Annotated in this window: 23 protein-coding genes; 2 read left to right on the forward strand and 21 right to left on the reverse strand. The window is 67.6% G+C overall.

Annotation, left to right across the window (positions count from 1 at the left end; all coding sequences use genetic code 11):
* Nucleotides 1–74 precede the first annotated feature (74 nt).
* The 21 genes from J2X46_RS13590 to J2X46_RS24110 form a co-directional block, all read right to left on the reverse strand.
* The gene (locus J2X46_RS13590) at nt 75–398 is read right to left on the reverse strand and encodes a hypothetical protein (protein ID WP_310251389.1); all 324 of its coding nucleotides are present in this window, start codon (nt 396–398) and stop codon (nt 75–77) included.
* Entirely contained in the window at nt 395–1,378 is a 984-nt protein-coding gene (locus J2X46_RS13595; RefSeq protein ID WP_310251391.1) for a site-specific DNA-methyltransferase, read from the reverse strand. Before J2X46_RS13595 ends, J2X46_RS13590 begins: the two co-directional genes overlap by 4 nt.
* Nucleotides 1,371–1,520, reverse strand: a complete 150-nt coding sequence (locus tag J2X46_RS13600) for a hypothetical protein (RefSeq protein ID WP_310251392.1) — start codon at nt 1,518–1,520, stop codon at nt 1,371–1,373. The genes J2X46_RS13595 and J2X46_RS13600 overlap by 8 nt, the downstream gene beginning before the upstream one ends.
* Complete coding sequence (locus J2X46_RS13605; protein WP_310251394.1) at nt 1,517–1,669, reverse strand: hypothetical protein; 153 nt, start codon at nt 1,667–1,669, stop codon at nt 1,517–1,519. Before J2X46_RS13605 ends, J2X46_RS13600 begins: the two co-directional genes overlap by 4 nt.
* A gap of 143 nt (nt 1,670–1,812) precedes the next feature.
* Nucleotides 1,813–1,947 (reverse strand): hypothetical protein, encoded by a 135-nt coding sequence (locus tag J2X46_RS13610; RefSeq protein ID WP_310251396.1) that lies wholly within the window; start codon nt 1,945–1,947, stop codon nt 1,813–1,815.
* Nucleotides 1,944–2,813, reverse strand: a complete 870-nt coding sequence (locus tag J2X46_RS13615) for a recombinase RecT (protein ID WP_310251399.1) — start codon at nt 2,811–2,813, stop codon at nt 1,944–1,946. Before J2X46_RS13615 ends, J2X46_RS13610 begins: the two co-directional genes overlap by 4 nt.
* On the reverse strand, nt 2,810–3,637 hold the full coding sequence (locus J2X46_RS13620; RefSeq protein WP_310251400.1) for a PD-(D/E)XK nuclease-like domain-containing protein: 828 nt from the start codon (nt 3,635–3,637) through the stop codon (nt 2,810–2,812). Before J2X46_RS13620 ends, J2X46_RS13615 begins: the two co-directional genes overlap by 4 nt.
* Nucleotides 3,637–3,993 (reverse strand): hypothetical protein, encoded by a 357-nt coding sequence (locus J2X46_RS13625; protein ID WP_310251403.1) that lies wholly within the window; start codon nt 3,991–3,993, stop codon nt 3,637–3,639. The genes J2X46_RS13620 and J2X46_RS13625 overlap by 1 nt, the downstream gene beginning before the upstream one ends.
* A complete protein-coding gene (locus tag J2X46_RS13630) occupies nt 3,990–4,334 on the reverse strand; it encodes a hypothetical protein (RefSeq protein WP_310251405.1) in 345 nt (114 codons plus the stop codon). Before J2X46_RS13630 ends, J2X46_RS13625 begins: the two co-directional genes overlap by 4 nt.
* A gap of 8 nt (nt 4,335–4,342) precedes the next feature.
* Nucleotides 4,343–4,639, reverse strand: a complete 297-nt coding sequence (locus tag J2X46_RS13635) for a hypothetical protein (RefSeq protein WP_310251407.1) — start codon at nt 4,637–4,639, stop codon at nt 4,343–4,345.
* Nucleotides 4,636–5,154 (reverse strand): hypothetical protein, encoded by a 519-nt coding sequence (locus tag J2X46_RS13640; RefSeq protein WP_310251409.1) that lies wholly within the window; start codon nt 5,152–5,154, stop codon nt 4,636–4,638. Before J2X46_RS13640 ends, J2X46_RS13635 begins: the two co-directional genes overlap by 4 nt.
* A complete protein-coding gene (locus J2X46_RS13645) occupies nt 5,151–5,339 on the reverse strand; it encodes a hypothetical protein (RefSeq protein ID WP_310251410.1) in 189 nt (62 codons plus the stop codon). The genes J2X46_RS13640 and J2X46_RS13645 overlap by 4 nt, the downstream gene beginning before the upstream one ends.
* Nucleotides 5,336–5,644, reverse strand: a complete 309-nt coding sequence (locus tag J2X46_RS13650; RefSeq protein ID WP_310251412.1) for a DUF4406 domain-containing protein — start codon at nt 5,642–5,644, stop codon at nt 5,336–5,338. Before J2X46_RS13650 ends, J2X46_RS13645 begins: the two co-directional genes overlap by 4 nt.
* Entirely contained in the window at nt 5,641–5,820 is a 180-nt protein-coding gene (locus J2X46_RS13655) for a hypothetical protein (protein ID WP_310251415.1), read from the reverse strand. Before J2X46_RS13655 ends, J2X46_RS13650 begins: the two co-directional genes overlap by 4 nt.
* A gap of 67 nt (nt 5,821–5,887) precedes the next feature.
* Nucleotides 5,888–6,157, reverse strand: coding sequence for a hypothetical protein (locus tag J2X46_RS13660; RefSeq protein ID WP_310251417.1), 270 nt, complete (start codon nt 6,155–6,157; stop codon nt 5,888–5,890).
* Complete coding sequence (locus J2X46_RS13665) at nt 6,154–6,333, reverse strand: hypothetical protein (protein ID WP_310251419.1); 180 nt, start codon at nt 6,331–6,333, stop codon at nt 6,154–6,156. Before J2X46_RS13665 ends, J2X46_RS13660 begins: the two co-directional genes overlap by 4 nt.
* Nucleotides 6,330–6,686 (reverse strand): hypothetical protein, encoded by a 357-nt coding sequence (locus J2X46_RS13670; RefSeq protein WP_310251421.1) that lies wholly within the window; start codon nt 6,684–6,686, stop codon nt 6,330–6,332. Before J2X46_RS13670 ends, J2X46_RS13665 begins: the two co-directional genes overlap by 4 nt.
* 221 nt (nt 6,687–6,907) lie before the next feature.
* Complete coding sequence (locus J2X46_RS13675) at nt 6,908–7,276, reverse strand: hypothetical protein (RefSeq protein WP_310251423.1); 369 nt, start codon at nt 7,274–7,276, stop codon at nt 6,908–6,910.
* Nucleotides 7,273–7,494, reverse strand: coding sequence for a hypothetical protein (locus tag J2X46_RS13680; protein WP_310251424.1), 222 nt, complete (start codon nt 7,492–7,494; stop codon nt 7,273–7,275). Before J2X46_RS13680 ends, J2X46_RS13675 begins: the two co-directional genes overlap by 4 nt.
* Nucleotides 7,491–7,679, reverse strand: coding sequence for a hypothetical protein (locus J2X46_RS13685; protein ID WP_310251425.1), 189 nt, complete (start codon nt 7,677–7,679; stop codon nt 7,491–7,493). The genes J2X46_RS13680 and J2X46_RS13685 overlap by 4 nt, the downstream gene beginning before the upstream one ends.
* On the reverse strand, nt 7,676–7,960 hold the full coding sequence (locus J2X46_RS24110) for a helix-turn-helix domain-containing protein (protein ID WP_397214363.1): 285 nt from the start codon (nt 7,958–7,960) through the stop codon (nt 7,676–7,678). The genes J2X46_RS13685 and J2X46_RS24110 overlap by 4 nt, the downstream gene beginning before the upstream one ends.
* A gap of 9 nt (nt 7,961–7,969) precedes the next feature.
* On the opposite strand from J2X46_RS24110, the gene J2X46_RS13690 reads away from it, so the two are divergent.
* Together J2X46_RS13690 and J2X46_RS13695 are read left to right on the forward strand one after the other, a co-directional pair.
* Nucleotides 7,970–8,320 carry a helix-turn-helix transcriptional regulator gene (locus J2X46_RS13690; protein WP_310251427.1) on the forward strand — a complete coding sequence of 117 codons (351 nt, stop codon included), beginning with the start codon at nt 7,970–7,972 and terminating at the stop codon, nt 8,318–8,320.
* Nucleotides 8,321–8,331: 11 nt separating this feature from the next.
* Entirely contained in the window at nt 8,332–9,318 is a 987-nt protein-coding gene (locus J2X46_RS13695) for a carbohydrate kinase family protein (RefSeq protein WP_310251429.1), read from the forward strand.
* The last annotated feature ends 43 nt before the right edge of the window (nt 9,319–9,361 follow it).

A 9,361-nucleotide genomic window follows, 5' to 3' on the forward strand; every position in this document is an offset into this window, starting at 1 on the left:
CACTTCGGACAGAGCCTTCCGCTCGCCACGGCTCAGCCCCCCGCCGCTCTCGTCGCCGCCCTGCTCCTCGGCGGTCATCGGATGCCGTCTAGGGCGGCGCGGATGTCTGCGGCGGGCACGGTCGACGGGAATGGTTCGCCAGTAAAGGTGCGAGACAGCGACGTCTTAGCGCGATGCTCGGCCGCGACTGTGAGTGAGTCGACCACATCGAGCACCGCTCGCGCCCTTGCTGTCCGGGCCGAGACGATCCGACCTACCGCCGCCTCAATCTGCTCGCGGTCATAGACGCTCGGGGTGATCTTCACCCCGCGCCACAGCATGTCCCGCTCAGCCTCGGTCAACCCCTCGGCGGTCGGTTCGCTGCTCACGTCCCCGCGCTCGGGGATCGGGGCGGTCATGCCACACCGCCGCTCAGATCGAGTCCGGGTTGCGCGAACCGCGTCCTCAGGCTCAGGTCGAGGTAGTCGGCCGACAGGTCGATGCCCACGTACTTGCGGCCGTGCTTGGTGGCAGCGAAGCCGGTGGTGCCGGATCCGGAGAAGGGGTCCAACACGACGCCTCCCGGCTTGCAGCCGGCGAGAACGCACCTCTCGGCCATCTCGGCTGGCATGACAGCGAAGTGCGCCTCCGCGAACGGCTGCGCGCTGATCGACCAGACGGACCGCGCCGGTCGGCCGCCCTTGCCGGGGCGGGAGTGGATGCCGACGTTGTTGACGTTGCCAGGCTGTCCAGTGGTGGCGGCACGAGCCGTGTGGCCCTCGTACTCACGGGCGTACCGCTGGTTGTGAGCCTCCTGCTCCGGGTCGGAATCCTCCCGGATCGCGTCGGCGTCGTACCAGTAGGTCCGCTTCTTGGAGAAGAGGAAGACTTGTTCGTGCGCCCGGGCGGGGCGGTCTGCGGCGGGGTCCGGGAGGCAGTTGCGCTTGGCCCAGATCACCTCGGCCCGGAGCGTCCATCCGTCGTCCTGCAAGGCGAAGGCGGTGCGCCAGGGGATGCCAAGCAAGTTCTTCGGCTTGGCCCAATCGACACCGCCCTTGTCGACGGACCGGACGCCGAAGCGACGGGCGGGGTTCTTCGCATCGACGCCCGTCGAAGCTCCACGTCCCGAGTAGTAGGAGTCCCCGATGTTCAGCCACAGGGTTCCGTCGTCGGCGAGCACGCGACGCACCTCAGCGAACAGGGCGCGCATGGTCTCGACGTACTCGGCAGGAGACGCCTCGAGCCCGTACTGGCCCTCGGTGCCGTAGTCGCGTAGCCCGAAGTAGGGCGGGCTCGTCACGCAGCAGTCGATCGACTGGTCTGGCAGCGAACGGAGGATCTCGAGCGAGTCGCCGTGGTGCAGCGTCACCGACTCGTCCTCGTAGTAGGGCTCAGCCATTGCGCACCCCCGGCACGGTGTAGTCCCCGCCGCGCATCCACACGATGAGGCAGTGGAGGGCGTTGGCGCGGTCGTGGTTGCCGGCTGCGTCTTCGTGGGTGGCGAGGCGGCGGAGGTCGGCGGGTGTGGGCTGGCGGGTCATCGGGTCACCTCGTCGAGGATCTCGCGCATCCGTCGGTACGTCGCTGGAGCACAGCCGTCCTTCCGGGTGTCCTTCTCGTCATCCAGCAGCCCAACCAGTTCGCCCCAGTGCGGCAGGAGCGCGTCCCACTCAGGAGAGCGACCTGTCATGCGTCGACGGAGGGTCTCGTTGTCAATGCCAGCCGATCGGCAGTAGGCAATGCAGCGGTTGAGGTCTCCGGGGTCATGTGGGTGGTTCTTCTCTCCGGCGTACTTGATAGCTCGCGCGGACAGACCCATCTGGCAGTCGCAACTCACGACTCCTCCCCGAAGATCGCGGCCAGGCAGTCGGGTGCGTTGGCCTCGACGTAGGCGCGGGCTGCTGCGTGCTGCTCGGGCGTGCAGCTGCTGATGCTGTCGAGCTCGGTGCCGAAGTCCTTGACGTTCAAAGGGACTCACCTGCCTGGTTGGCGTCGGCGGCGATCGACTCCATCGCCTTGATGACGGCGTGCGCGTCGTCGTCGGTCATCTCGGCGGACGACCCGATCTCGCGGCCGAGGACCGCGCTGGCGTAAGCGAGTCGGTCTTCCTTCTCCTCGAGCCCGGCCGAGCGGAACGTGGCAAACATCCGCTTGGCGAGGGAGCCTCGGGTGTCAAGCAGGGGGGACTCGTAGGCTGGTCGCTCTGCCACCGGCGCGGCTGGCGCGAGGGCGGCGGCAAGGCCCGGGCGCGGCGCGGCGGTGGTTCCGTCCCACGGCTGCTCCATCTGGAGCTCCTCCACCGCGTAGACGCCATTGAGCACGTCGGGGGCGATCTTCCGGCACACCTCCGAGAGCGCCTTGCTGTAGAGCATCGCCTGAGGGTCGGTGCGGTACTTCTCGTTGTTGGTGTAGCCCGCCTTCTTGGCGCGCTCGAAGGTCCAAGTGGACTCCTCGATGTGCGCCGATCCCTTGCGTTGGCCGGCGACCGTCACGGACTCGTCGGAGGTGGAGACCGTCCAGGTGTTGTGGCCGGCGCCCTTCACGAGTGCGTCCATCGCCCTGGCGTAGAGCGCGGCCTGTCCGTGCACGACGTAGATCTGCCGGGCGGACTGCATGGGGTCGAGGTTGAGGCTCGCGCCGTAGAGCATGGCGGCGGCGAGCTCGTCGGGCTTGTTCTGGAAGTGCTTCGGGATCATCTGCGTGCTGGCGACGGCGGTGGCGAGCTTGTGAGCGTCGACCATGACGGCGGCTGCCTCGCGGATGAGGTTGGCTCCAGTGGAGCCGGGCATGGGGACGACGGGCGTGGTGTCCTGGCGGACGGCGATCTCGGTCATGCGGATGTCTCCAGTTCTGCCCAGCGCGGGGCGGTGAGTGTCAGGAACCCGGTGGCGCCTTCGTAGGCGGGCGCGTCCGGGGTGGTCAGGCGCTCGATGGCGCGGCGCCGGAGTTCGGCTCCGCGGGCGAGCAGGGTGCCGTCGATCTCGGCGACCGTGACGCGGGGCTTGTCGTCCTTGCTGACGAACACGAGGGCGAAGGCCGGGGCATCGAGGCCAAGAAGGTCGGCGACGGCGAGGTAGTGCGCAGCGGACACGTCGTAGCCGTAGTCGATGGCCGCGCGGGTCAGCGAGTGCCGGCCGGGCTTGGCGCTGGTCGACTTGAGGTCCACGATCGCGCCGGGGATGCGCCTGTCGAAGCGCGCCTTGTGCCGGACCCCGTCGTCGTCCACGGCGAACGCCGACTCCTCGTTGGTTCCCTCGGGGCCGAAGAGGAGTTGTGCGGCGGTGGCGTGATCGCGCAGAGCCTCCGACATCCGCAGCGCCCGGTCGAGGTCGGCCTGCGCGACAACGGTGCTGCCACTCTCGCTGGCCTCTGCGACCGCTGCCTTGAACTTTGCGGTCATGTGCGGCGCGTCGTAGGGCTTGCCGGTCTTCGGGTTGTTGCCCGCGATGGCGGTGGCGTCAAGGGCGACGTAGCCGGCGAGATTGTCGGGCTCAAGCACGGCGGTGTGGAACAAGGTGCCGAAGTCGAGCGCCTCCTGGCTGCCACCGGGCTTGTAGTGCTCGGGAAGCGCAGCCTTGAGCTGGCTGGACGAGAACCAGTCGGTGATGGCGTGGTACTCGTCGTTGCTGAGGTCGTGGCGCAGGCCGGGCTCGATCATCACCCCTCCTTCTCGATCTGGTGCATCAGCTCGGCACGCATCTCCTCGCGCACCTTGAAACAGGTCGCGCAGTGACACGGGCAGTCGACGCAGGTGGTTCCGCAGGCACGTGGCTCGGGTCCGGTGCAAAGCATTCGGTCCCCGCAGCGGTCGCAGCGGATCTCGCCGCAGTCCTCGACCCCGCAGCGCAGGTGGCGCACGATCTCCAGCGACCTGTCCAGGGCGCCCTGCCACTCAGGGCCGAGCGGCTCGGTGTTGTCGGGCAGGCTCGCGGTGGCTGGGTCGAAGCCGCGGGCCTGGCAGTCGTCGAAGGAGCCAGGACGGGGCGGGGTTGGCTCCCAGTCGTTGGCGGTCATGATTCGGCCGCTTCATCGTTGGGCCATTCAGCGGCTGCAATGACAGTGAGCACGACGGCCTCGATCTCTGCCAGTCGGTGCCCGGCTTCGCTCTGCACGTGGTCATGGCGGGCCCGGATGGAGATCGGCTCAACCACGCCATCGGTAACGAAAGCGGTGAAGTCGTCCGGCTTCAGGGTCAGTCCGTGGTGGCGGCCCTCGCTCCACATGACGACGTCGATGGGCTTGACGTGCGACGTGCCCTTCTTGTCGTCTGGTCGCGTCACCCACCACGTACCTGTGATGAGTCCGCCGTCGTTGTTGACGAGTCGCCAGTAGCGGCTCATGTCGTGGCCGGTCACAGGTTCACTCATGACGCCACCGCCCAGATGGCCACGGGCTTGGCGTGCGTCGACTTCAGCGTCGAAGCCTCCTCGCCGACCTTCACCAGGCGCGGCTCCTTGCGCAGGGCAGCGGCATGGACGCGGCTGCCGATGAGCCCGGAGCGGACGGCTGGCATGAGGCGACGAATCGAGTTGGCGCTGAACGGCTCACCCGACGCGATGGCTTCGGCGATCACCTTGTCGACGGCGATCTTGAGGCGCGGGTCGGCACCATCCTCGGCCAGTCGCATCCCGGCGTCGCGAGCTTCGGTGGCGGCGGTCATGGCTGGACTCCTTCGCTGAGGATGCGGACGGCTGTGACCTTCGGCCAATACGTGGCGGTGCGGTCCTCGTCCTCCGAGCAGGCCCAGACGCCAGAGGCGTCGAGGCGAACCCAGTGGTCGCCCTTCTCGTCCTCCACCACGGCCCCCAGTCCGGTCGGCTCATCCGGCTTCAGCGGCGTCGGGTTGGCGAACTCGTGGAGGGCGTCAGCGAGGCGATCGGCGTGACAGGTCGTCGAGTAGCACGGCCTCCCCTCGTGAATGTCGTGACCGACCATGAGGTCGCGCAGCCGCTCGATCTGCTCGCGGTCCTCGGGGTCGATGACGACGAGGGGGCGTATGACCGCATCCCCGTCACGGTCACTCATCCAGCAATTGCCGTAGTTCTTCGTGTCGGGTCCGTCGCCGTTGTAAGCCCATCCCATGTTGCTCGGGACGCCAGACCGGACGGCCACCGCGTCGACTCCGATAGTGCCGCGGACCAGCGCCACGTTGCCGGGCTTCCACTCGCGCTTCATGGCTGCATCTCCTTGGCCCAGAACTCGAAGCACAGGGCGTCGTAGGTCGGCGTCTCGTCGTCAGCCCACTCGGGGCGCTCGTCGGTCCAGGCGTCGTCGTGGCTCTTGGACCACAGCACCAGCGCGACCACGGCGGCAGGGATCACGACCAGCCACAGCGCGAGGGCGATCAGGAGTAACGTCATGAGGACGCCTCCAGCCACTTGTCGACCGACCAGAGGCGCAACCCGAGGGCCTCGGCGATGTGGACCTCAAGCGAGGCCCCTCGGCTGTCCTGCCAGCCCGGCAGGAGCGCTAGTCCATCCACCTTGCTGATCTGGACGAGCGACATGCGCATGAACGCGAGCCACGACGCTTCGCCCTCCAGCTCATTCTCGGCTGGGTTCTCCACCTCGTAGCCAGCCCCGCGGAGGGCAGCGGCGGCATCGAAGAACGCGCGGTAGTTGAAGTCAGGGAGGCCGCTCATGGGGCCCGCGACATAGAGCCTCATCGTCGCGCCGCCTTCCGGTTCGAACTGGCAGCCAACCTCGGTGCAGGCTGCTCGGGCTGACCGTGGCGCGCGATCTGGCAGGCGACGGCAAGCGAGACCATCAGGATGATGAGCACCCACCCGACGAACACGGGGCCGTCGAGGTTGGTGATGTAGGCGAGCAGGGTGGCGGTCATGGTCGACCACCTCCGATCCGGTAGAAGGTCGTGTGTCCGAGTCGTCGGCTGTAGAAGGGGGCGCGCATCAGTCGTCCTCCCACTCGCGCGTCCAGCCGGGAAAGAGGTCGGTGCAGCCGCTCACCTCGCCCTGGATTTCGACGTGCGGCCCGTAGTACGACAGGCCATCGGGCACCATGACGACCCAGAAGAACTCGTGACGGCGGCGGTGATGGAAACACCAGCGCTCACCGAGGGATCGTCGACTGTGCTCAACCATCCGAGTTCCACAGAAAGCAATCCCGGCTTCCTCGTCGGCTTCGCACCAGTCGGCCCACTGTTCAGTAGCGGCGGTCATGAGTTCGCCACCGCCTCGGACAGCAGCCTCGCGAACGTGGTCGGGCTGACGGCTATCAGGTATTGCGCCAGGGCATCCGACAACAGCGCGTGCGGCATGTCGGGCAGCTCGGCGTAGGTGCGCCACAACTCGGCCTTCTGGGCGGTCGTGGTGGGCAACTCTCCGGTGGTGATCATCGGGCTGCCTCCTCGTCCAGCGCGGACCAGTCGACGAGGTCGCGACCCTCGGCCTTGGCCCATGCATCGACACCAGAACGCGCCCACGTCGGGCACACTTCGGTGTCGCCAGCCATGGACTTCTCCCAGCGCTCGGCGTTCCAGTCCCACGACCGCTGCTCGCTCTTGACCTTGACGTCAAGTTCGTCATCGGTCAGCGGAATGCGGATCGAACCGTCCGCCTCGCGGATCAGGCCGAGCCGGTCAGCCTCCGCGACCGCCGCGAGCAGGTGCGCACCCAGAGCAGGGTGGCGAGTGAGGTGCTCGCTCGGAATCTGTGCGACGAGGTGCCCCTGGCGCTGCCAGTCGGACAAGTCGTCGTGGGTTTCGGGTCGTGCCATGAGATGATCTCCTTGCAGTTGTTGAGCGGGCCCGGTTGCTTCGAGGTGGCCGGGCTTCGCTGTTCTCTTGTGGGCATGACCCAGCCGCCCGACGCCCTGAGGTGACGGCTGGGAGTTGGTGACCGACGGCTGGGGGTTGGTGACCGCGGCGTGGGGTCGGTGAGTCGCTCCACGCCGCGGCGGTCAGTGCGTTGTTAGGCGTCCATTGCGGGTGGAATGACGCGGTTCGCGTGCTCAGCCACTCGCACAGCTCGCTCAGCAGCAATGACCAACATCTGGGTCGTGTAGTACTGCTCGGCGCAGGCGAAGCACAGGTCCGTCACCATCGGGCGCGTCAGCGGTTGATGCGTGTCCCGGTCTACGTAGGCGTAGACGTCGTGATTCTTGAACATGACCGCTCGGACGTACTGCTCGCCCTTCTCGATCTTCCGAGGACACGGGGCGGGGTAGGTCGCCGTGCGGTCGCCACACCAACGCTCCTTCGCCGCCCGGACGATGCGGTAGGTAGCGCCCGGCTCCTTGGCTTTGAGCGCGTCATTCTCGGGAGACCGCTGCTCGCTCATGACGCCACCCGCCACGCACGCTTGGCCTTGCCGCGCACGATCATCAGGTCGCCACGACGACGCAGCCACGGACCGAACTCCTCGGCGCTGGCCTCATGGGCGTCCGCGTCGCGCAGGTCCTTCTCGTAGGCCACGAGCAGACGGTGCGCCTGCTGCCGGGTCACACCCAGCTCGGCGACAAGGAACCGCATCTGCTGGGTGCGGGTGGAGAGGTTCATGCGGCGCCTCCGAATAGCGTTTCTTGACCGAGTCGCTTGGCTGCGATCTCGCAGTAGCGCTCGTCGAGGTGGTACAGCGTCACCAGGTCGTCCTCGTAGTAAGGCTTCGACTGGGTGGAGAGCTCACTCTCCGCGCTGATCTGCTCAACGCGAGGCATGGGACTGGCTGAGGTGGGCGGGCTCATGCGGCGGCCTCTTCCTTGGCCCGCTCAACCTCTGACCGGGTGAAGAGGTATGCACCATGAGGCCCACCGGGGGCCGTCAGTGCGGGGACTAGAGCGCCGGCTGTAACCATCCGGTGGACCGTGCGCGTCGAGACGTGGAGTTCGGCAGCCACCTGGGGAGTGGAGAGGTAATCGCTGCTCATGCGTGCCACTTTGGCACAATGTCGCATGACGGACAAGCGACTACGTTGAGAAAGTGTTGACTTTCTGAAACTTGACGCACGAGCGTCACGATGTGCCATACTCAACCCATGACCACACAGGCACAGGAGCGCATCCCGGCCGTCACGCTCAAGTGGCGCTTGCAGATGTCGCTCGACGAGGCGGGGATCTCTGTCGAGGAAGCCGCCGCTCGGATGGACGTCAGCCGCTCTACCATCAGCCGCTGGCTCAATGGACGAGGCACCGCTCCGAAGCGCCCGTTCCTCGCTCAGTGGGCGCTCATGACCGGCGTTCCCGTCGAGTGGCTGGAGAACGGCGAGGGCACCGGCACGCCGACGCCTCCTGATGGCGGCGAGCCGAGCCCTGGTGTGGATACCGCCATCGCCAAGCTGGCGGCCGGGAAGCGAAGCGCGACACGCGGAGCAACTACCGGGAGGTAGTGTTTCGCGTCGTGTCCCTCCTTGTAGCCGGATCCATCGCGACCGACCACCTGATGTCCTTCCCGGGCAAGTTCTCCGACAGCCTCGTCGTCGACCAGCTCGACAAGCTGTCGGTGTCGTTCCTCGTCGAGGACCTGGAGGTACGCCGCGGCGGCTGTGCCGCCAACATCTGCTTCGGCCTCGGCAACCTGGGCCTGCGCCCGGTGCTCGTCGGCGCGGTCGGCGAGGACTTCGCCGAGTACCGCGCGTGGCTCGAGCGCCACAACGTCGACTGCGACTCCGTGCACGTCTCGGAGACGCGCCACACCGCCCGGTTCGTGTGCACCAACGACACCGCACACGCCCAGATCGCGAGCTTCTACGCCGGCGCGATGAGCGAGTCGCGCGAGATCGAGCTCAAGCCGATCGTCGACCGCGTGGGCGAGCCCGACTACGTGATCATCGGCCCCGACGACCCGCAGGGGATGCTGCGCCACACCGAGGAGTGCCGCCAGCGCGGCTACAAGTTCCTCGCCGACCCGTCGCAGCAGCTCGCCTTCGGCGACGGCGACCTGATCCGCCCGCTGATCGACGGCGCGGAGATCCTGTTCTCCAACGAGTACGAAGCCAGCCTGATCACCCAGAAGACCGGCTGGAGCCGCGACGAGGTGCTCTCGCGGGTCGGCACCTGGGTCGTCACCCTCGGCCCCGACGGCGTCCGCATCGACCGCGAGGGCGCGGAGTCGATCGTGGTCCCGGCGGTCCCCGAGATCGAGAAGGTCGAGCCCACCGGCGTCGGCGACGCCTTCCGCGCCGGCTTCCTCGCCGCCCTCAGCTGGGGCCTCGACCACGAGCGCGCCGCCCAGCTCGGCTGCCTCCTCGCGGTCTACGTCGTCGAGCGGGTCGGCACGCAGGAGTACGAGATCTCCCGCAGCGCCTTCCTCGCCCGCTGCCAGGAGACCTACGGCGACGACGCCGTGGCCGACCTCGAGCCGCACCTCAAGACGATCCGTCCCTGATCGAGGACGCGCCAGCGGACTCGATCGTCGGTGGTTGAGCAGC

Origin of the sequence: Nocardioides sp. BE266 (genome assembly GCF_031457855.1) — a bacterium.
In the GTDB taxonomy this organism is placed as follows: domain Bacteria; phylum Actinomycetota; class Actinomycetes; order Propionibacteriales; family Nocardioidaceae; genus Nocardioides.

Excerpts from the sequence above, each read along its gene's own strand:
- J2X46_RS13590 (WP_310251389.1), bottom strand. The coding sequence starts at position 398 with ATGACCGCCCCGATCCCCGAGCGCGGGGACGTGAGCAGCGAACCGACC.
- J2X46_RS13595 (WP_310251391.1), bottom strand. The coding sequence starts at position 1,378 with ATGGCTGAGCCCTACTACGAGGACGAGTCGGTGACGCTGCACCACGGC.
- J2X46_RS13600 (WP_310251392.1), bottom strand. The coding sequence starts at position 1,520 with ATGACCCGCCAGCCCACACCCGCCGACCTCCGCCGCCTCGCCACCCAC.
- J2X46_RS13605 (WP_310251394.1), bottom strand. The coding sequence starts at position 1,669 with ATGACAGGTCGCTCTCCTGAGTGGGACGCGCTCCTGCCGCACTGGGGC.
- J2X46_RS13615 (WP_310251399.1), bottom strand. The coding sequence starts at position 2,813 with ATGACCGAGATCGCCGTCCGCCAGGACACCACGCCCGTCGTCCCCATG.
- J2X46_RS13620 (WP_310251400.1), bottom strand. The coding sequence starts at position 3,637 with ATGATCGAGCCCGGCCTGCGCCACGACCTCAGCAACGACGAGTACCAC.
- J2X46_RS13625 (WP_310251403.1), bottom strand. The coding sequence starts at position 3,993 with ATGACCGCCAACGACTGGGAGCCAACCCCGCCCCGTCCTGGCTCCTTC.
- J2X46_RS13635 (WP_310251407.1), bottom strand. The coding sequence starts at position 4,639 with ATGACCGCCGCCACCGAAGCTCGCGACGCCGGGATGCGACTGGCCGAG.
- J2X46_RS13640 (WP_310251409.1), bottom strand. The coding sequence starts at position 5,154 with ATGAAGCGCGAGTGGAAGCCCGGCAACGTGGCGCTGGTCCGCGGCACT.
- J2X46_RS13645 (WP_310251410.1), bottom strand. The coding sequence starts at position 5,339 with ATGACGTTACTCCTGATCGCCCTCGCGCTGTGGCTGGTCGTGATCCCT.
- J2X46_RS13650 (WP_310251412.1), bottom strand. The coding sequence starts at position 5,644 with ATGAGGCTCTATGTCGCGGGCCCCATGAGCGGCCTCCCTGACTTCAAC.
- J2X46_RS13655 (WP_310251415.1), bottom strand. The coding sequence starts at position 5,820 with ATGACCGCCACCCTGCTCGCCTACATCACCAACCTCGACGGCCCCGTG.
- J2X46_RS13660 (WP_310251417.1), bottom strand. The coding sequence starts at position 6,157 with ATGACCGCCGCTACTGAACAGTGGGCCGACTGGTGCGAAGCCGACGAG.
- J2X46_RS13665 (WP_310251419.1), bottom strand. The coding sequence starts at position 6,333 with ATGATCACCACCGGAGAGTTGCCCACCACGACCGCCCAGAAGGCCGAG.
- J2X46_RS13675 (WP_310251423.1), bottom strand. The coding sequence starts at position 7,276 with ATGAGCGAGCAGCGGTCTCCCGAGAATGACGCGCTCAAAGCCAAGGAG.
- J2X46_RS13680 (WP_310251424.1), bottom strand. The coding sequence starts at position 7,494 with ATGAACCTCTCCACCCGCACCCAGCAGATGCGGTTCCTTGTCGCCGAG.
- J2X46_RS13685 (WP_310251425.1), bottom strand. The coding sequence starts at position 7,679 with ATGAGCCCGCCCACCTCAGCCAGTCCCATGCCTCGCGTTGAGCAGATC.
- J2X46_RS24110 (WP_397214363.1), bottom strand. The coding sequence starts at position 7,960 with ATGGCACATCGTGACGCTCGTGCGTCAAGTTTCAGAAAGTCAACACTT.
- J2X46_RS13690 (WP_310251427.1), top strand. The coding sequence starts at position 7,970 with ATGACCACACAGGCACAGGAGCGCATCCCGGCCGTCACGCTCAAGTGG.